This is a genomic window from Parvibaculum sp. (assembly GCF_039680535.1).
GTDB lineage: Bacteria > Pseudomonadota > Alphaproteobacteria > Parvibaculales > Parvibaculaceae > Parvibaculum.
In genome coordinates this window covers 41,229-61,493 of the sequence record NZ_JBDKSS010000006.1, presented here as the reverse complement: position 1 = coordinate 61,493, position 20,265 = coordinate 41,229, and the positions used below count along the sequence as shown (strand labels likewise).

At 63.8% G+C, this 20,265-nt stretch carries 15 protein-coding genes; 6 read left to right on the top strand and 9 right to left on the bottom strand.

From position 1 onward, the window contains the following. Both ABFC66_RS04005 and ABFC66_RS04000 read left to right on the top strand, forming a co-directional pair. Positions 1-863 (top strand): S49 family peptidase (locus ABFC66_RS04005; RefSeq protein ID WP_346739672.1); only part of this gene is annotated, 863 nt, incomplete at its 5' end. Positions 864-909: 46 nt separating this feature from the next. Next, complete coding sequence (locus tag ABFC66_RS04000; RefSeq protein ID WP_346739671.1) at positions 910-1,107, top strand: hypothetical protein; 198 nt, start codon at positions 910-912, stop codon at positions 1,105-1,107. Between the two features lie 14 nt (positions 1,108-1,121). Here the strand turns inward: ABFC66_RS04000 and ABFC66_RS03995 are convergent, their stop codons facing one another. Then, a complete protein-coding gene (locus ABFC66_RS03995; protein ID WP_346739670.1) occupies positions 1,122-2,630 on the bottom strand; it encodes a helicase HerA-like domain-containing protein in 1,509 nt (502 codons plus the stop codon). Between the two features lie 212 nt (positions 2,631-2,842). On the opposite strand from ABFC66_RS03995, the gene ABFC66_RS03990 reads away from it, so the two are divergent. The 4 genes from ABFC66_RS03990 (at position 2,843) to ABFC66_RS03975 (ending at position 10,218) form a co-directional block, all read left to right on the top strand. After that, on the top strand, positions 2,843-3,730 hold the full coding sequence (locus tag ABFC66_RS03990) for a glycine--tRNA ligase subunit alpha (RefSeq protein WP_346739669.1): 888 nt from the start codon (positions 2,843-2,845) through the stop codon (positions 3,728-3,730). A 148-nt stretch (positions 3,731-3,878) separates the two neighbouring features. Continuing rightward, entirely contained in the window at positions 3,879-5,918 is a 2,040-nt protein-coding gene (gene glyS, locus ABFC66_RS03985; protein WP_346739668.1) for a glycine--tRNA ligase subunit beta, read from the top strand. 152 nt (positions 5,919-6,070) lie between these two features. After that, positions 6,071-8,758 (top strand): pyruvate, phosphate dikinase, encoded by a 2,688-nt coding sequence (gene ppdK / locus ABFC66_RS03980; RefSeq protein WP_346739667.1) that lies wholly within the window; start codon positions 6,071-6,073, stop codon positions 8,756-8,758. Positions 8,759-9,477: 719 nt separating this feature from the next. Beyond that, positions 9,478-10,218 carry a cell wall hydrolase gene (locus tag ABFC66_RS03975; RefSeq protein WP_346739666.1) on the top strand — a complete coding sequence of 247 codons (741 nt, stop codon included), beginning with the start codon at positions 9,478-9,480 and terminating at the stop codon, positions 10,216-10,218. Positions 10,219-10,300: 82 nt separating this feature from the next. On the opposite strand, the gene ABFC66_RS03970 is transcribed toward ABFC66_RS03975, so the two are convergent. From ABFC66_RS03970 to ABFC66_RS03935, 8 genes are all read right to left on the bottom strand, one after another. Next, positions 10,301-11,125, bottom strand: a complete 825-nt coding sequence (locus ABFC66_RS03970; RefSeq protein WP_346739665.1) for an SDR family oxidoreductase — start codon at positions 11,123-11,125, stop codon at positions 10,301-10,303. 186 nt (positions 11,126-11,311) lie between these two features. Beyond that, positions 11,312-12,181 (bottom strand): carboxylating nicotinate-nucleotide diphosphorylase, encoded by an 870-nt coding sequence (gene nadC / locus ABFC66_RS03965; RefSeq protein WP_346739664.1) that lies wholly within the window; start codon positions 12,179-12,181, stop codon positions 11,312-11,314. After that, on the bottom strand, positions 12,178-13,764 hold the full coding sequence (locus ABFC66_RS03960) for an L-aspartate oxidase (protein WP_346739663.1): 1,587 nt from the start codon (positions 13,762-13,764) through the stop codon (positions 12,178-12,180). Before ABFC66_RS03960 ends, nadC begins: the two co-directional genes overlap by 4 nt. Positions 13,765-13,798: 34 nt before the next feature. Continuing rightward, positions 13,799-14,872 (bottom strand): quinolinate synthase NadA, encoded by a 1,074-nt coding sequence (gene nadA, locus ABFC66_RS03955; protein WP_346739662.1) that lies wholly within the window; start codon positions 14,870-14,872, stop codon positions 13,799-13,801. A gap of 223 nt (positions 14,873-15,095) precedes the next feature. Beyond that, complete coding sequence (locus tag ABFC66_RS03950) at positions 15,096-17,771, bottom strand: DUF2339 domain-containing protein (protein ID WP_346739661.1); 2,676 nt, start codon at positions 17,769-17,771, stop codon at positions 15,096-15,098. Positions 17,772-17,835: 64 nt separating this feature from the next. Further along, positions 17,836-18,858 carry an NAD regulator gene (locus tag ABFC66_RS03945; protein WP_346739677.1) on the bottom strand — a complete coding sequence of 341 codons (1,023 nt, stop codon included), beginning with the start codon at positions 18,856-18,858 and terminating at the stop codon, positions 17,836-17,838. Between the two features lie 53 nt (positions 18,859-18,911). Further along, positions 18,912-19,436, bottom strand: a complete 525-nt coding sequence (locus tag ABFC66_RS03940; protein ID WP_346739660.1) for a protein-tyrosine phosphatase family protein — start codon at positions 19,434-19,436, stop codon at positions 18,912-18,914. A gap of 99 nt (positions 19,437-19,535) precedes the next feature. Next, positions 19,536-20,153, bottom strand: coding sequence for an HD family hydrolase (locus ABFC66_RS03935; protein ID WP_346739659.1), 618 nt, complete (start codon positions 20,151-20,153; stop codon positions 19,536-19,538). Positions 20,154-20,265 lie beyond the last annotated feature (112 nt).

The window sequence follows — 20,265 nt, the reverse complement described above, 5'->3', positions numbered from 1 at the left end:
CCGCCGCCTTCCGCAAGCGTCTCGACCCCGAATGGAGCCCGCGCGTGACCATTGCCGTGGTCAAGCTGAATGGGCCGATCGGCATGTCCGTGCCGCTGCGTGGCGGCATCGATTTCGCCTCCGCCGTGGGGCCCATCGAAGGGGCTTTCGAGACGAGGGGCGCGAAGGCGGTGGCGCTGGTCATCAATTCGCCCGGCGGCTCGCCTGTGCAGTCCTCGCTCATCTACAAGCGCATCCGGGCGCTGGCGAAGGAGAAGGAGCTGCCCGTCTATGCCTTCGCGGAAGACGTGGCGGCGTCCGGCGGCTACATGCTCGCCTGCGCGGCGGACGAAATTTATGCCGATGAAAGCTCGATCATCGGTTCCATCGGCGTCGTCTCCTCCGGCTTCGGCTTCACCGGCCTCATCGAAAAGCTGGGCGTCGAGCGGCGCGTGCATACGGCGGGCGAGAGCAAGGCGATGCTCGATCCCTTCAAGCCGGAGAACCCTGAAGATGTGGCCCGGCTCGAAGCGCTTCAGCAGGAAGTGCACGAGAATTTCAAGGCGCTCGTTCGCAAGGCCCGTGGCGGCCGTCTCGTCGATCCGGCGGAAGGTCTCTTCACCGGCGAGTTCTGGGCGGGCCAGGCGGCGCTCGACCGTGGGTTGATCGACGGATTGGGCGACATCAGGAGTGTAATGAGGGAGAAATACGGCGAGAACGTCCGGTTGAAGGTCATCGGCGGACGAAGACCCTTCTGGCGGCGCGGTTTTGGCCTTTCGAAGGGCTTCGGCGCTTCGGAGCCGGTCGGACTCGGCGTCGGATTGGCGCAGGGATTTCTCGCAGCGATCGAAGCCCGTTCCCTTTGGCGGCGTTTTGGACTTTAATATGACAAGGCCTGCAGTTGAGCGGCCTGGAATGAGGACGAAGGCGATGAGCAAGCTCGTCTTTGCCGCCGTGTTCATGGCGGCCTGCTATACGGCCTACAAGTCGGTTCTCCGCGCCGCCGAGCGTCAGCGCGAAGCCATGGTGAAGGCGCGCGCCCGCAGCGGCGAGCCGCGCGATCTCGGCACCTTGCGCGAAACCGAAGACGGGCTCTACGTGCCGGATAGCTATAACGGCCGCCGTTAAAACCCCGCGGGGCTTCAGCGCTTCGTCATACTGCCCAGAATGGACCGGAAGATCGCCCGGCCGATCTGCGTTCCGATGGAACGCGCGGCGGACGAGGCCATATTCGTGACCACCCGTTCAGTCGTAGACATGGTTTGGCGTCCACGCGCGGGCGCCTGCTTGCGCGGTTCTGCGGGCTCGTTGTCCCAGGGTCCGCTCGTCGGCACGGAGGTTGAGGGGGCGGAGCGGCCTGTCGCCGGGGCGCCGTCTCGGTCGGCGCGATTTTGCAGCATCTCATAGGCCGACTCGCGGTCGATTGGCTGGTCGTAACGGCCGCGCAGCGGGCTCGCGGCGATGATCGCCTGGCGCTCCGCGTCCGTCGCCGGGCCGACGCGGCTCGAGGGCGGCGCGATGAGCGTCCGCTCGACCATGCTTGGTGAGCCCTTGGCGTCGAGCGTCGAAACGAGCGCCTCGCCGACGCCGAGGGACATGATGGCCTCTTCCGTGCTGAAGGCCGGGTTCTGGCGGAAGGTGTCCGCCGCCGCCCGCACCGCTTTCTGGTCGCGCGGCGTGAAGGCGCGCAGCGCATGCTGGATGCGGTTGCCGAGCTGGGCGAGCACCTGATCGGGAACGTCGAGCGGGTTCTGCGTGACGAAAAAAACGCCGACGCCCTTGGAGCGGATGAGCCGCACCACGCGCTCGACCGAGTCGACGAGCGCCTTGGGCGCATCGTCGAAAAGGAGATGCGCCTCGTCGAAGAAGAAGACGAGCTTCGGCTTGTCGAGATCGCCTACTTCCGGCAATTCCTCGAAGAGTTCCGACAGGAGCCAGAGAAGGAAGGTTGAATAAAGACGCGGATTGTCCATCAGCTTCGTCGCCGAGAGGATGTTGACGACGCCGCGTCCCTCGCGGTCGGTCCGCATCAGCTCCGCGATCTCAAGCGCGGGCTCGCCGAAGAATTCACCGCCGCGCTGATTTTCCAGCACCAGCAATTGCCGCTGTATCGCGCCGACCGATTGCTTCGAGACATTGCCGTATTGGGCGCCGAGAGAGGCGGCATTCTCCGCCACATGGGCCAGCATCGCCCGCAGGTCCTTCAGGTCGAGGAGCAGCAGGCCCTGTTCGTCCGCGAGCCGGAAAGCGATGTTGAGCACGCCTTCCTGCGTGTCGTTGAGATCGAGCAGGCGGGCGAGAAGCAGCGGCCCCATTTCCGAGATGGTGGCGCGGACGGGATGGCCCTCTTCGCCGAAAACGTCCCAGAAGATCGTCGGGAAGCGGTCCGGCACATATTCGACGCCGATTTCCTGCGCCCGCTTCACGAAGGGCGGTTTGCCGTCGCCGGGCTGGCTGAGGCCCGAAAGGTCGCCTTTGATGTCGGCGGCAAAGACCGGCACGCCCGCATTGGAGAAGCCCTCGGCCAGCACCTGAAGGGTCACGGTCTTGCCGGTGCCTGTCGCCCCGGTGACGAGACCGTGGCGGTTGGCGCGGGCGAGCAGGAGAATCTCGGACTTCGTGCCGCTCTTGCCGATCAGAATATCCGCCACGCGCATGTCCTCCCCGCGACCGTCAGGGCCTCGAACAAGCCCCGATCCGGGCGACTATAGGAGGTGCCGGGGGCCCGCGTCACGCTGGGGAAGGGCAAAGAGGGCGGCTTGCTTGACCCTAATGGGCCCATGCCGCTAATTTGCGCCCGCCTAGCGGTACTCTGCCGCCGGTCTCACCGGGTTTGAACCGGAAGCTGAATGCACGGGCGACAATGACCGCGAAGCGCGACCACTCTTTTCAGTCCCTCATCCTGACGCTCCAGCAATATTGGGCGCGGCAGGGCTGCGTGATTCTCCAGCCTTACGACATGTCGATGGGCGCTGGTACCTTCCATCCGGCGACGACGCTGCGCGCGCTCGGGCCGAAGCATTGGAAGGCGGCCTATGTGCAGCCCTCGCGCCGTCCGACCGACGGGCGCTATGGCGAGAACCCCAACCGCTTCCAACACTATTACCAGTTTCAGGTAATCCTGAAGCCGAGCCCGGACAATCTGCAGGAGCTTTACCTGCAGAGCCTCTACGAGCTGGGCATCGACCCGAAGAACCACGATATCCGCTTCGTCGAGGACGACTGGGAGAGCCCGACGCTCGGCGCATGGGGTCTTGGCTGGGAAGTCTGGTGCGACGGCATGGAAGTCTCGCAGTTCACCTACTTCCAGCAGGTCGGCGGCTTCGACTGCAACCCGGTCGCGGGCGAGCTGACCTACGGGCTCGAACGCCTCGCCATGTATATTCAGGGCGTCGATAACGGCTACGACCTCGATTTCAACGGTGCGCAGGGCGCGGACCGCGTAACCTATGGCGACGTTTTCCATCAGGCCGAAGTCGAGTTCTCCGCGCATAACTTCGAGCATGCGAATACGGAAATGCTTTTCCGCCATTTCGAGGATGCGGAGAAGGAATGCGCCTCGCTGCTCGACAAGGGCCTCGCACTGCCTGCCTATGACCAGTGCATCAAGGCCAGCCACAATTTCAATCTGCTCGATGCGCGCGGCGTGATCTCGGTCACGGAACGTCAGGCCTATATCGGCCGCGTGCGCGCGCTCGCCAAGGGCTGCGCCGAAGCCTGGCTGAAGACGCCGGCAGGGGGCGCCGAATAATGAGCGAGTTTTTCAGCCTTTATGGTTCGTCATGCCCGGGCTTGACCCGGGTATCCAGAGCCACACGCTCGGAGTTCGACGCCCTGGATTGCCGGGTCACGACGCTTCGCGTCGGCCCGGCAATGACGAAGACAATTGAGGCATGGGCATGAGCGAGTTGCTTCTCGAAATTTTCTCGGAAGAAATTCCGGCCCGCATGCAGAAGCGCGCGAGCGAGGATCTTGCGCGTCTCGTCACAGACGCGCTGAAGGCCGCTGGTGTCGAGGCCGTAAAGGCGCAGGCCTTCGCGACGCCGCGCCGTCTCGCGCTCGTCATCGACGGGCTGCCGGAGAAGACGCCGGACGTGAAGGAAGAGCGCAAGGGCCCCAAGGTCGGCGCGCCGGATCAGGCCATTCAGGGCTTCCTCCGCGCGGCGGGTCTGTCCTCCATCGATCAGGCGACGGTGCAGGAGGACAAGAAGGGCGCCTTCTATGTCGCCATCACCGAACGCGTGGGCCGCGCCACCGCCGATCTCATCGCCGAGATCGTGCCGGATGTGGTGCGCTCTTTCCCTTGGCCGAAGTCGATGCGCTGGGGCACGGGCACGCTGCGCTGGGTGCGTCCGCTGCATTCCATTCTCTGCATTCTCGACGGCAAGGTCGTGCCTTTCGAGATCGACGGCATTCGCTCCGGCGACATGACGCGCGGCCATCGCTTCATGGGCGCGGGCTCTTTTGCCGTGTCGTCCTTCGCGGACTACAGGCAGAAGCTGCATGATCATCATGTGATGCTCGATCCCGCCGCGCGCGCCGCCGCCATCCATGAAGGCGCGCTGCATCTCGCGCAGGAAGCGGGGCTTCATCTCGTCGAGGATGAGGCGCTTCTCGCGGAAGTCGCCGGCCTTGTCGAATGGCCAGTGCCGCTCATCGGCAAGATCGACGATCAGTTCATGTCCGTGCCGCAGGAAGTGCTGACAAGCACCATGCGCGCGAACCAGAAATATTTCGCGCTGACGGATGACGCCGGCAAGCTCGCGCCGCGCTTCATCGTCATCTCGAACCTCATCGCCGAGGATGGCGGCGAGGCCATCGTCAACGGCAATGAGCGCGTGCTGCGCGCGCGTTTCTCCGATGCCCGCTTCCTCTGGGAGCAGGACAAGAAAGCGACGCTCGAAAGCCGTCTGCCCAAGCTCGAAGAAGTCGTCTTCCAGGCAAAGCTCGGCACGGTGCGCGAAAAGGCCGAACGCATCGCGAAGCTTTCGCGCGAGCTTGCCGCCGTCATTCCGGGCGTTGATCCCGTGAAGGCGGAAATCGCGGGCCGTCTCGCCAAGGCCGATCTCACCTCCGGCATGGTGGGCGAGTTCCCCGAACTGCAAGGCCTGATGGGCGGCTACTACGCCAAGGCTGACGGGTTGGGCGACGACGTCGGCGATGCGATTGCCGAACATTATTCGCCGGTCGGCCCCTCCGACGCCGTGCCTGCTTCGGCGCTGGGCAAGATCGTATCGCTCGCCGACAAGATCGACACGCTGACGGGCTTCTGGTCCATCGACGAAAAGCCTACGGGATCGAAAGACCCGTATGCCCTCCGCCGCGCCGCGTTGGGCGTTATTCGTATCATTCTCGAGAGCGGCATTCGCATCGACCTGCTGCGTCTGTTCGGTGCGAATGGCCAGGACCTCCTCTCCTTCTTCGCTGATCGCCTGAAGGTCTACCTCCGCGACCGTGGCGCACGGCACGATCTCGTCGATGCTGTTTTCGCGTTGAACGAACTCGGCCAGCCGCAGGATGATCTCGTCCTCATCGTGAAGCGCGTCGAGGCGCTGTCCGATTTCCTCGGCACCGAGGACGGCAAGAATCTGCTCAGCGGCTACAAGCGCGCGGTGAACATCCTCAATATCGAGGAAAAAAAGGACAAGGCGACTTACGGCGGCGAGCCCGATCCGGCCCTGTTCAAGCAGGGTGAGGAACGCGACCTCTTCGACCGCATCGAGGAAGCCCGCGCCGAGGCGACCCACGCCATCGGTCGCGAGGATTTCGCCGCCGCGATGACGGCGCTGGCCCGCCTGCGCGCGCCGGTCGACGCCTTCTTCGACAAGGTCACCGTGAACGCGGACGAGTCGCAAGTCCGCGCGAACCGGCTCCGCCTGCTTTCGCTCATCCGTGCAGCTTTGCATGAGGTTGCGGATTTTTCGAAGGTCGAGGGGTAGGCTCGACAAGATATGTCCGTCATGGCCCGGCTTGTCCGGGCCATCCACGTCTTTTCGTTGAGCGCGTTTCCGAAGAAAGACGTGGATGCCCCGCATGAAGCGGGCCATGACGAAAGTGGTAATGTAGAAGGCCAACCAGAGGCGTAAGCGATATGGCTGATAAGAAGTGGGTCTATTCTTTCGGTGACGGCAAGGCGGAAGGCGCGGCTTCGATGCGCAATCTCCTTGGCGGCAAGGGCGCGAACCTCGCCGAGATGTCGAATCTTGGCCTGCCGGTGCCTCCCGGCTTCACCATCACCACGGAAGTCTGCACCGCCTTCTACGCCAACGACCGCAACTATCCGGCCGAGCTCGAAGGTCAGGTTTCAGCCGCGCTCGAAAATGTCGGCAAGACGGTCGGCGCGAAATTCGGCGATGCGGCGAACCCGCTTCTCGTCTCCGTGCGCTCCGGCGCCCGCGCCTCGATGCCGGGCATGATGGATACGGTTCTGAACCTCGGCCTCAATGACGTGACCGTCGAAGGTCTCGCCAAGCGTTCGGGAGATCGTCGCTTCGCCTTCGACAGCTATCGCCGTTTCATCCAGATGTATTCGGACGTGGTGCTTGAGGTCGATCACCACAATTTCGAAGAGATACTCGAATACTACAAGGAAGAGCATGAGCGCTCACTCGACACCGATCTGACGGCGGAAGACTGGCTCGCCGTGATCGAGCGCTACAAGGCGCGCGTCGCGGAAGAGCTTGGCCGCCCCTTCCCGCAGGATGTGAACGAGCAGCTCTGGGGCGCGATCGGCGCCGTCTTTGGCTCGTGGCGCAATGCGCGCGCGGAAACCTATCGCCGCCTGCACAACATTCCCGAAAGCTGGGGCACCGCCGTCAACGTGCAGGCGATGGTCTTCGGCAATATGGGCGAGACGAGCGCCACGGGTGTTGCCTTCACGCGCAATCCCTCAACTGGCGAACGCGCCATCTATGGCGAGTTTCTCGTGAACGCGCAGGGCGAGGACGTGGTGGCGGGCATCCGCACACCGCAATCGCTGACGAAGAAGGCGCGTCTTGAATCGAAGGACACGAAGCCTTCGATGGAAGAGGCGATGCCGGAAGTCTTCGGCGAGCTGACAGCCGTTTTCGAACGCCTTGAGAAGCATTACCGCGACATGCAGGACGTGGAGTTCACGGTGCAGAGCGGCAAGCTCTGGATGCTCCAGACGCGTTCGGGCAAGCGCACGGCGAAGGCCGCGCTGAAGATCGCGGTCGAGATGGTGGGCGAAGGGCTTATCGACGAGAAGACGGCGATCACGCGCGTCGATCCCGCGGCGCTTGACCAGCTTCTCCATCCGACGCTCGATCCCAACGCGCCGCGCGAAGTCATCGCGACTGGCCTTCCCGCATCGCCGGGCGCGGCATCGGGCGAAGTCGTCTTCTCTTCCGACGAAGCGGCGGCCGCCAAGAGCGACGGGCGCAATGTCATTCTCGTCCGCATCGAGACGAGCCCTGAAGACATTCACGGCATGCATTCGGCAGTCGCGATCCTCACCACGCGCGGCGGCATGACGAGCCATGCGGCGGTGGTTGCGCGCGGCATGGGCCGGCCTTGCGTTTCGGGCGTCGGCTCGATCCGCATCGACTACAAGGCCGAGCAGTTCACGGTCATGGGCGTCACCATCAAGAAGGGCGACATCATCACGGTTGACGGTTCGACCGGTCAGGTCATCAAGGGCGAGGTGCCGATGCTCCAGCCGGAGCTTTCGGGCGATTTCGCCACGCTGATGGCCTGGGCCGACAGCCACCGTCGCATGAAGGTGCGCACCAATGCCGAAACGCCGCTCGACGCGGCGACGGCGCGCAAGTTCGGCGCGGAAGGCATCGGCCTTTGCCGCACCGAGCACATGTTCTTCGACGAGACGCGCATCGTTGCCGTCCGCCAGATGATCCTCGCCGACGATTCCAAGGGTCGCCGCGAGCCGCTGACCAAGATCCTGCCGATGCAGCGGGACGACTTCCGCCAGCTCTTCGTCATCATGAAGGGCCTGCCGGTTACGATCCGCCTGCTCGACCCGCCGCTCCACGAGTTCCTGCCCAAGACGGCGGAAGAGATCGCCCAGGTTTCGGAGGTGACCGGCATTTCGGCAGACAAGCTCGCCCGCCGCGTTCAGGAGCTTCACGAGTTCAACCCCATGCTCGGCCATCGCGGCTGCCGGCTTGGCATCACCTATCCCGAGATCTACGAAATGCAGGCCCGGGCGATCTTCGAGGCCGCCATCGAGGCTGCCAAGGAGACCGGCGAGGCAGTCATGCCCGAGATCATGATCCCGCTCGTCTCGATGAAGGGCGAACTCGACATGATGAAGGAGAAGATCGTCGGCGTGGCCGCCGAGGTCGAAAAGGAGAAGGGTGTGAGCCTGGTCTACCAGATCGGCACCATGATCGAGCTGCCCCGCGCCGCGCTCCTGGCCGGGCAGATCGCCGAATCGGCCGAGTTTTTCTCCTTTGGTACCAATGACTTGACCCAGACGACCTATGGCATCAGCCGGGACGACGCGGCCAATTTCATGAACGACTACATGGCGAAGAAGCTCATTTCGCAGGACCCCTTCGTCTCGCTGGATACCGAAGGCGTGGGCGAGCTGGTCAGCATCGCAGCCGAGCGGGGCCGCAAGACCCGCCCCGACATCAAGCTTGGCATCTGCGGCGAGCATGGCGGCGACCCGGCTTCGATCGCCTTCTGCGAGGAGGTCGGGCTCAACTACGTCTCCTGCTCGCCCTACCGGGTGCCCATTGCCCGCCTCGCGGCGGCCCAGGCGGCCCTTTCGGTCGCCGCCAATGCCGGCCACGAATGAGGGCGGCGGCCTCTGAAAGGCCGATTTACCGGGCATTTTAACGATTGCGTTAACGATTTGAGGGGGCCGAAAGGCCCCCTTTTTCGTTGCCTCGGACGGGCGCCCGGACCCTTCCCGTGATCGCGTCGGCCGGGGCACCGAGGGGGTGGCTAAGCCGGCATAAATATATCCGTATGCGAATAATAGTTTAAATGTCACGTATAAGGATAATTTGTACACAGAATAGTTACCGAGAAAAATTCAAAACCGATTTTTCAAGCATGATTGCTCTATGGGGGTGTGACGCAGCGGAAAGATGCTTGGGCCCCATGCTTTTCTTCGCTTCCGGGTGCCTTTTTTCCGCCGCAGTTGTGCCTGAATCAGTCTGCGCATCAATGCGCGAAATGCGTCGATCGGCACTTCAGATCGCGAAAAAGCCGGCAAACCGGCCCTATTTTCCGATTTATTTCCCTGAAAAAGCCACGAAAACACAATGACATAGCGGAATGTCGCTGGGGCACAGCAATGAAATGGTTGTCGCCCCGTTTCGTGTGTGCTACTTCGGCGGAACTTGTTAAGTGTGTGAATGCCCAGGTGTCGGGATGGCATCGGGCTCTGGCACGTACTGTCGGCGCTGTCCGCAGTATCTCGGTAACGCCCAATGGGGGGCTGACGGCAAATCGCGCAAGCGATGCGCTCCGAGGACTGATTGAACAACAAAGCGGTCGGATTGGAGAACGATGCGTAAACTTCTCGAGTGGCTCGATGCGAGCCACATCATCTCTGGTGCTCTGCATGTCACGGTGGGCCTTATCGGCATCACCGTGGTGTCCGCCACGCTTCTCACCAGCATCACCTCGACTGAGGCGCTTCCCGTCATTGCCCGCGCGAAGCTGGTTGCCGATGCGAAGCCGGAAGGCGCGCGCGTCGTTCCGGCAAGCCTCGATGGCGACGCTTCCGCATCGGTCGCCATTCCCGCCGTTTTCCGCCCGTCCAATTCCAGATCGTCTCTTGTCGAGAATGCGGTGCCACTGAAACCCGCGATCAAGATCGATCTGCGCGATCTCGAGAAAGAACGCCGCTGCCTCACCGAAGGGATTTACTTCGAAGCGCGTGGCGAAAGCGCCATCGGGCAGCTCGCCGTCGCCGAGGTGATACTCAATCGCGTAATGTCGGGCGTCTATCCGGCGAGCATCTGCGGCGTCGTCTTCCAGGGGCAGAAGTCTAAGCAGTGCCAGTTCTCATTCGCCTGCAACGGCGATCTGGACCGTCCGCGCGATCCGGTGGCATGGCGTAAATCGCAGCGCCTCGCGCATTACGTGCTGTCGGGCAGGGTGCGCAGCAGCATCGTCGGGCCGGCGACCTATTATCATGCGAGCTATGTGAACCCGAACTGGGCGCAGCGTATGGTCGAGGTCGCGAAGATCGGGCAGCACGTTTTCTACCGCACGGTTGACGACAGCGATTCCAATCCGTCGTAACGGCTGGTTCTCGGCAGATTGAAAAATGGCGGAGCCTCGGGCTCCGCCATTTGTCGTTTCCGGCTGTTGCAAACCGAAGGGTTCAACCCGCCTTCGCGGCTTCCTCGGCGAGTTTCAGCATGTCGGCAATGGGCCCTGTGGTCGCAAGCTGCTCGCGCACAAGTTCCGGTGTGTTGCCTGCCGCCTTGTCCAGCTCGACGAGTTCCGGCGGCACATACCAATGGAGTTTGTCGGAGCCATAAGCCTCCCACACGGTCTTGGCGACCTCGACCGGCGGAATGGCGCGGAAGATGCCTTCCTTCGGCGCATTTGCGGCAGCGCCTGGCGGCAGGATCGGCGTGTCGATGAGGCCGGGCAGAACGTCGGCAGCGCGCACGCCATAGCGGCGGAATTCGATCGAGAGCGCTTCGGTCAGTCCCTTCACCGCGTGCTTCGTTGCGGAATAGACGGCGATCCCCGGCATGCCATAGGTGGCGGAGGAAGAGGATGTGGTGAAGCACATCGAATTCGGCGTCGCCTTCAGAAGACCGATGGCGGAATGAATACCGTTCAGTACACCGATGAAATTGACATTGACGACGCGCAGCACATCCTCGAAGGGCTGCTCGTCGAAAAAGCCGCCCGCGCCGATGCCTGCATTGTTGAAAAGAACGTCCATCTTTCCGCCGGTGGCGGCGCCGAATTCGGCCAGCGCCTGCTCATAGTCCTTCTTGTCGGTGACATCGAGGCGGCGGGTGATGCAGTTCGCCGCACCCAGTTCGGCTTCGAGCTTTTTCAGTCCTTCGACGTTCACGTCATAGCCGCCGACGAACCAGCCCTTCTGGTTAAAGAGCCGGGTCGTTTCGAGGCCCATGCCCGATGCGGCGCCCGTGATGAAAATGGACTTACGCCCGTTAGCGCTTCCCATAATACCTCCCAAGTGGTCGTTTCTGGTTTTAATAGACCGCATCCTAGTCAGGTTGCGGCCTCAAAGGCGAATAGAAAGCCCGGGGGGAGGTGGGATGCGCGAGGGGCCCATTATCGATCTGGCCTCGAAGCCGCGTCATGCGCCTGCTGAGGGCCGGGAAACACCGTTACGGGCGGTGGGCTGAGATCAGGCGGTCAGGCTGTCGAAATCGAGGCCGAGATCGAGCGTTTTGGCCGAATGGGTGATGGCGCCCGAGGAAATGAGGTCGACGCCTGCCGCGGCGATGGCGGGCGCGGTTTCGACGGTCACGCGGCCTGACGCCTCGGTGATCGCGCGGCCGGCGACCAGATCGACCGCCTCGCGGAGCTGGGCGGGGGTCATATTGTCGAGGAGCACCAGCTCCGCCCTGGCGGCGAGCGCCTCGCGAAGCTGGTCGAGCGTATCGACCTCGACCTCGATCTTGACCATATGGCCGACATGGGCGCGGGCGCGCTCTATGGCGGCGGTGATTCCGCCTGCGACGGCGATGTGGTTGTCCTTGATGAGGACGGCATCGTCGAGGCCGAAACGATGGTTCTGTCCGCCGCCCGCGCGCACAGCATATTTCTCCAGCGCGCGGAGGCCGGGTGTCGTCTTGCGCGTGCAGCAGATGCGGGCCTTGGTCCCTTCGATGGCGCGTGCAATGGCGCGTGTGGCCGTCGCGATGCCCGAAAGGTGCCCCATGAAATTGAGCGCGACGCGCTCGCCGGTGATGATCGCGCGCGCCGAGCCTTCGATGGCGCAGACGACATCGCCGGGCAGGACATCCGTGCCGTCGGGCTTCTGCACGGCAATCTTCAGCGAATGGTCCATCAGGCGGAAGGCCGTGCGGGCGCAATCAAGGCCCGCGATGCGGCCATCCTCGCGCGCACGGATGACGACGCGCGCCTTGGCGCTTGCCGGGATCGTCGCATTGGTCGTGATGTCGCCCGCACGGCCGAGATCTTCCAGCAGTGCAGCCTTGACCGCCGGCTCGATCAGCATCGAGGGCAGGGGTTCGAGTTCCAGTGCGGTCATGCTTGAGCGCTCGCCTTGCGTGTCCTGTTCAATGCATCGGCGGCGATCCTATCCGCCTCCGCCAGCGTGATGAAAGTGCGGTGGCGCCACGCCTCGCGAGGTTCAGGGAAGTCGCTGCGGAAATGTCCGCCGCGGCTCTCCTCGCGTGCCAGCGCGGCTGCCGCAATGAGGCGGGCGGTGGTCGTCATGTTGACGAAGAGGCTTGTCTCGCCGGCTTCCGCTTCGAGGCGGGCAATCTCGGCCAGCGCATGAGCCATGCCTTCGCCGTTGCGGATGACACCGACGCAATCCGTCATGACGCGGCGAAGCTGCTTCACGAGTTCCGCCGGGCTCGCATTTCCGCCGGAGAGTTTCGGCAGGCTGATCTCGCCTTCAACGGCGGGAAGCTCGCGTCCGTCAATGTCCTCCGCGATGCGTGCGCCATAGACGATGGCTTCGAGGAGCGAATTGGAGGCGAGACGGTTTGCGCCATGCGCGCCGGTCGACGTGACCTCGCCGCAGGCCCAGAGACTGTCGAGGCTGGTGCGGCCCGTCGCATCCACGCTGATGCCGCCCATGTGATAATGCTCGGCGGGCGCGACGGGGATCGGGTCACGCACGGGGTCGATGCCCATGCCGACGCAATTCTCGTAGACCGTCGGGAATGCATCGGGCAACCGCGCGCCTACGGCGGCGCGCGTGTCGAGATAGACGGTGTGGCCTGCCGCGATTTCGCGGAAGATCGCGCGGGCGACGATATCGCGCGGCGCAAGCTCCGCATCGGGATGAATGGCCGGCATGAAGCGGCGTCCCGTCTCGTCGATCAGGATTGCGCCTTCGCCGCGCAACGCCTCGGTAACGAGCGGCGCCGGATCGCGCGTGCCCGCGATGGCGGTCGGATGGAACTGCACGAACTCGGGATCGGCGATCGCGGCGCCCGCGCGGGCCGCAAGCGCGACGCCCTGTCCGCGCGCCTGGGGCGGGTTCGTGGTCACGGCATAGAGCTGGCCGACGCCGCCGCTCGCGAGAACGGTCGCGCGGGCGGTGAGAAGGCGGCTTTCGCCGGTCGCGACATTGCGCGCGTAAACGCCGGCGACGCGATTGCCGGCCATGGCGAGTTCATAGGCGGAGTAGTTTTCGATCACGGTGATGGAAGGCGTCTGCCGCACGGTGGCGATGAGCGCTTCCATGATGGCCTTGCCCGCACGGTCGCCGCGAACATGCACGATGCGGCGGTGGCTATGCGCGGCCTCGCGGCCCACGGCGAGATGGCCTTCGAGATCGCGGTCGAAGGGAACGCCATAGCTCAGCAGGTCGGCGATGCGGGCGGGCGCCTCCCTGGCCATGGAGAGCGCCACAGCCTGATCGACGATGCCTGCGCCTGCCGCGACCGTGTCCGCCGCGTGGGATTCCGGCGTGTCGCCTTGCTCCACGGCGGCGGCGATGCCGCCTTGCGCCCAGGCGCTCGACGCGCCGTCGCCGAGCGGCGCGGCGGCCAGCACGGTGACCGGGCGGGGGCTGAGTTTCAGGGCCGTGAAAAGTCCGGCAAGACCTGCGCCGACGATGAGAACATCGCCGGCATCCATTGCATTGACATGGGACATGGGCTTGGGCCCCTCATGCGCGAAGCTGCGCGCGTCAGTTCCCGAGATTGATCATCCGTTCGACGGCCCGGCGAGCGGGCGCGGCGATGGCGGGGTCGATCGTCACTTCCTCGCGCATATAGACGAGGCTTTCGAGAATGTTCTTGAGCGAGATGCGCTTCATATGCGGGCAGAGATTGCAGGGGCGCACGAATTCGACGTCCGGATTCTCGACCGCGACGTTGTCGCTCATCGAGCATTCCGTGACCATGACGACGCGGGCAGGCTTGTGCTCCTTCACCCAGGAGATCATGCCGCTGGTCGAACCGGCGAAATCGGCTTCCGCCACGACTTCCGGCGGGCATTCGGGATGCGCGATGATGACGATGTTCGGATCGTCCTTGCGATACTGGCGCAGCTCTTCCGGCGTGAAGCGCTCATGCACTTCGCAATGGCCCTTCCAGGCGATGACCTTCACCTTGGTCTGCTTGGCGATGTTCTTCGCGAGATATTCGTCGGGGATGCAGAGCACGCGGTCGGTGCCGAAGCTCTCGACCACCTTCAGTGCGTTGGACGAGGTGCAGCAGATGTCGCTCTCGGCCTTCACTTCGGCCGACGTGTTCACATAGGTGACGACCGGCACGCCGGGATAGCGCTGGCGCAGCAGGCGCACATCGGCGCCCGTGATCGACTCGGCAAGCGAGCAGCCCGCGCGCATGTCGGGAATGAGGACGGTCTTTTCCGGGTTCAGCAGCTTCGACGTCTCGGCCATGAAATGGACGCCGCACTGGACGATGACATCGGCATCGACCTTGGTGGCTTCCTTGGCGAGCTGCAGCGAGTCGCCGCGAATGTCGGAGACGCAGTGGAAGATTTCCGGCGTCTGATAGTTGTGGGCGAGAAGGACGGCGCCGCGCTCCTTCTTCAGCTTGTTGATGGCGTGGATATAGGGCGCGAAGAAGGGCCATTCGATCGAAGGGATGACATGGCTCACCTTCTCGTAGAGCGGCGCCATCTCCTTGGCGAGGCCCGGCGTGTACTCGAGATGAGGCATCTCGAGCTGCTTGAACTTGCGGGGTTCGGGTTTGCGAACCGCCGTGTCGCGCTGCATTTCACCTGCGAGGGCCATCCCTGCCTCCTTTATGCTCATTGTGAGCATATTATTGGGATCAAAAACGCCGGCACCTCCTTACAGGGCCGGTTTGCGATCTGGGGATATGCTACGGCTGAGCATTAGCCGCGGTCAACACCGAATATGAAGGGATCGCGACAGGCGGATTCAAGGGCCGATCCGCCGGGAAAGCGGTTCTCTGTCAGAAAGCGGGTCGGCCCGGGACATCCCGGGGGCAAAATCAGCCCTCCGCCGGATTACGGAACACGATCTTCTGGTAGAAGAGGCCGATGACGATCAGGGCCCCTCCCAGGCCCAGGAACGAGGCCGCGCGCAGAATGCCGGTGAGGCCCGCCATGTCCAGGATGAAGACCTTGGCGACCACCAGCATGACAACGGCAAGCGAAGCGAGTCTCACCATTTGGGAGCGGGTGAAGAAGGCGGCGGCGAGAAGCGCGACGCCAAGAACAAGCCATGCAGCCGAGAAGGCGTAGCTCTCGGCTTCCGAACCCGGTGCCGCCGAAAGGGCGATGCTTCCCGTATGGAACAGGCGGCGCACTTCCAGCGAGTAATAGGCGAAGCCGGCGATGAACGAAGACGAGGCCATGATCAGCGCGAGGCGGCGCTGGCCGTCGCGGTGAGCAAGCGCTGAATAGCCGGCGGCCAGCAGGGCCGGCAGGAAATAGGCAAGCAGCATTCTGTCGAGGAACAGCGGCTCCGTTATCGGCTCGTCGTCGATCAGGGGATTGAGGACGGTCAACCCGATGAACAGCAGAATGTAGGAGAGAACGCGCAGTATGGTCGCTCCGGTGCGGTAATGGACGCGTGGCATGCCCATGTAGCGCCTGAAGAGCAGGAGAGAGCCGAGGAGCCAGACGATCAGATGCGCGCCGTTCTGGGCAAGATCGTATCCGGTCAATGTGAAGGCGTGACCCTGCGCGAAGGCGTGGTTGATCTCGAGGTTGCACAGGACCACGGCGAGCAGGATGGCGGCTGCTTCGAGCGGATCGGCGATCTCGCTCAGCGCAAGACGACGATAGAGCCAGGCCCCCAATGCGAGGAAAGCCGCCGGTGCGCCATAGCTGTAAAGCAGCGCGTTGAAGACGATCGTTTCTCCAATGTCGTAATGGAGCAGGGCAGGGTTGAAGATCAGCCGTACAATGACGACACCTGCCAGCACGATGGCCAGCCGTCCAAGCATGCGCAGCGGCAGGTAGCTCCGCACCCATCCGAGACCCGGCACCAGAAGTGCGAGCGCGACCGTCAGCCATTCATTTCTGAGGATGATGGCGCAGGCCGCGGCGAGAAAGCCGACCGTTGCGGCCGCATAGGCGCCGGTTGCGGTTTCATATCCGGGCTCGTTCAAACGCAGGCTCATTTGCCGCGTGACCGCGCCGGAAAGAATGGCGAGGCCGATCGCCAAGCCTGCCCATGGCGCTTCCTGCGCAAAGCCCGTCATGCGCGCATAGGCAACGACAAAAAGGGCGAGAGGCGTGAAGGCGGAAGCCAGCGACCATGTTCTGTGCGGATGCCCTGAGGCAAGTCGGGCATATCCGGCGATGGCGTAGAGCGCTCCGGCAACCGACGAAGCCCGGAGAAAGGCGGAGACCTGATCCGGCGGCAGGGTCTGCGCGAGGAAATGCGTGAACCAGAAGTCAGGCTCGGCCATCCACTTGCCGAGCGGGATCGACCACAATGCAATGCCTGCAATAACGATCGGCGCCGACACGGCGACCGCGGGCAGAAACTTCTCGCGCGCCCACGCCGCTCCGACCGATCCACCCGCATAAATGGCGAGGATTGCGAGGGCTGCCGGACTGTCATGGCCCATGTCGAGAAGCGCGATGACGAAGAGGCCGGTCAAGATGGCGCTCGCGTGGATCAGTGCCCCGGCCGACAGGGGGCTTCGAGCCTCCATGTCTGCCTTTTCGCTGGTTTGGCCGAGGTTGAGAAAGAGGCGGAAGCCATAAAGGGCGAGCAGGTGAAGCCCGATAATGAGCTCGTCACCCGGCTGCCACGGCCCGGCGATCCAGAGCACGGGCCAGACGGCACTCGCCGCAAGCGTCGCTGCGTCGAGCCGGCGCCAACACCTTATGTCGCTTGTCGCGATGGAAGTGCCGAGCACGAAGGTCAGATATAGAAACAGCGTCTCCGGCTTGGGGCTTTCGGATTGCACCAGCGCCGGCGTGAGCACGCTGCCGATGAGGCCGATGGCGCCGACATAGCTGGCGTGCAATCCGGCAAGCAGCATCGCCGCAACGGAGAGAAGGCCGAGAAGGACGAATGCGGCCATCGGGCCGATCATGCCGTAGAGGGCGTAGGCGGCATATGTCGTCGCATATGCGGCGACGAGGCCCGCAGCCGTCAGGATCGGCGGCACTTGCGCGGCTCTGTCCTGCGGCAGCGGCGCGATGTGGGGAAGGCGCCGCATCAACTCGCCTGTTGCCAGCAATATTGCCGACAGCAATACGCTTAACGCGATGCGGACACCGGGACCGAAAAAGCCGCTCTGAATGGAATATTGAACGAGGAAGATAGCGCCGAGGGCGATTGCGACCCCGCCGAGCCATACGGTCCAGCGCGTGCCAAAGGCCTTTTCGAAACCCTCTCTCGCGGCAACGGGCCTGACAGGCGCGGCGGGCTGGGGTACGGCTGCGGGCGGCGCGACGCCCCAGCCCGGTTGAGCATGTGGCTCTTCGACGGCCGGTTCTTCCGGCGCCACAACCGCGACAGGACCTTCGGCGCCGGTCGTCTTCTCAGCTTCGGCCGACGGCGCTCTCGACTGCTGCAAATCGTGTTTGAGGGAGGCGACCTCGCGCGCAAGCGCGTTAATTCGGGATCGTGCGGTGGCCGTCGACACCGTGATCCAGATGAACCAGCCGAAAAGCCCGAGCGCGAGTAATGAGAAGAATTCCATTCCATCCCCCCTCAAGGATGGAAAAGCATAGCTGCGGATGAAGTGGACGGCCAGCGAGGAAGGCTCAGGAGTTCGCGCGGCTCTTCGAAGGTGCGAGCCGCAACCCCGGGGCGGGACGCTCGTTCAGCACTTCGCGGCGGAAGCGGAACTGCTCGGCGGGGCGTCCGCCGGTGCGCGTCGTCATGCGCCCGGTGCGTTCGACAAGACCTGCATTCTCGACGAGGCGGCGGAAATTCTGCTTGTGGACGTGAAGTCCCAGCAGTGCCTCGACCGTCTTCTGCAATTCGAACAGAGTGAAGGTCGGCGGCATCAGCTCGAAGGCGACGGGGCGATATTTGAGCTTGGCGCGCAGGCGGCTCATGGCCGTCGCAAGGATGCGGCGATGATCGAACTGCATCGGGCGGCCGAGGACGGGATCGTTCGCGCCGCCGCGAGCGATGGCGTTGGGGCGCCCGTCGCGCGCCGCCTCGCGCACGAGACCCGCCTCATAAAGAAGCTCATAGCGCTCCAGCACCTTTTCGTCGTCCCACGGTACGCCATCGAGGCCGAAGCAGAGGCGCATGCGGTCGCGGCGCTTACCGCGCGTGAGTTCGTCGTCGCTGGCCTCTGCCTGATGCGAGGCCCATTCGCGCAGCAGCGGCGCGATGACCTGTTCGATGATCGCGGGCTTGCCCTGCCGCCAGTCTTCCCACGGGCAATGCTCGTACCAGTCGCGCCAGGCGGCGCCCGAAAGCTCGCCATCATGGGTTCGCGTCAAGGCGAGATAGCCGACGGAAACGACATGCTCGCCCGGCGCCTCGACCTCGAGGGCGTGGCGGCCGCGATCGCCGAAAGTGTAAAGCTGCTCGACATAGCCAAGCGCCAGATGCGTCTGCTCCTGCACCCAGTCGCGAAGGCCGATTTCGAGCGTGCGATGCTTTTGCGGGTCGAAGGGGCCGAAGGGCAGGGCATCCCAGCTTCCGGCGGTATTGGAGCGCTCGGCCGCCTGGGGCACGACGAGAATCTTGGGCTCCTCCTCCGAGACGGTGACGATTGCCGCATTGAGGCCGATGATGACGGCCTTGCCCGCAAGCCCGGTTCCCAGCATGGCGCTGTATGAGAGCTGAGGCTTCGAGGATGCGGCGTCCCGCTCGGTCGATGTCATGGGGCCTGCCGATCTGGATGAACGGGAATGGCGAAGAGTTCTCCCTCCCAGGTTGCGCGGCCGGGACCGAGCGCCTCGACTGCCGCGCGCATGCGGCCCTGACGGCCGAGAAGATCGTCGGCAATGCGAACCATCAGCCTGTTGGGATGTGCATGCGAGCCGCGCGCCCGGACAAGGCGGGCCAGCATGTCCTCGGGATGGTTTTCATTCAGTGTACAGAGCGCGATGAAGGCCGCCGCCGTCGACCGACTGATGCCCGCCCAGCAATGAACCAGCATCGGGCTCTGCTGATCCCACTCGCGAACGAAGGAAATGAGGTTCGACACATGCGCCTCGCTGGGCGAGACGAGCAGGTCGTTTGGCTCGGCAATGTCGTTGACCGAAAGGCGCAGATGGCGTTCGCGGGCGATGCCTTCCGGCGTGTCGATCATGCTCTCGGGATCGAGCAGGCTTACGAGGTGCGACGGACGGACGGTCCGGATCGCCTCGGTAACGGCACTGAGTGGGCTTACGTAAATCATGTGCTGACAATAGCACAGATTCGTGAAAAGCACCCCTGGAATGCCTTTGTTTACGTGCTTTTTGACAAATCGGCGACGGCGCGAGTTTGCGTCGCGGCATCAGTCCCGGGACAGTTCGGCGAAGCGCTTGAGGAAGCGTGCCTGTGCGTCGCGCGTCGGCAGTGGCTTCAGGCGAAAGGGCGTGAGGCCCCTCGGGCGGCCGAATATCTCGGCGGCTTCCTGATCCTCGAAGCCCGCGATCTGCGTCGCCTCGAAAAATGCGGAAGCCTTGTCGGCGCGCTTGATGAGGTCCTCGACGGATTGGGGCAGCTCGGGCGGCAGGCCGAAGCGGCGATGGATCGCGGCGGCAAGGCGATGCTCGAACGCCTTGTAGTCGACGCCAAGCGCCGCCTTGAAGGGGCTGATCATGTCGCCGATTACATATTCCGGCGCGTCGTGGAGAAGCGCCGCGAGCCGCCAGCGCTTCGGCCAGCCGGGCCGGAGACGGGCGCAGATGTCGTCAACGAGGACGCAGTGCTCGGCGACGGTGAAGGCGTGGTCGCTGCTCGTCTGGCCATTCCACCGCGCGACGCGGGCAAGGCCATGCGCGATGTCCTCGATCTCGATGTCGAGCGGCGAGGGATCGAGCAGGTCGAGCCGTCTTCCGCTCAACATGCGCTGCCAGGCCCGCGGCGTTTTGAGCGGCTTGCCAGTCTTGTTGCGGGTCGGCTCGGCCATGATCTGTCCCATTTCAGAAAGGTTGAAACTTAAGGCGCGGTCGGCGCCTTGTCATCATGGAGTGCGAAGAGGGTGGGGGTTTGCCCGGGGGAAGGGATAGACTTAGACTCGG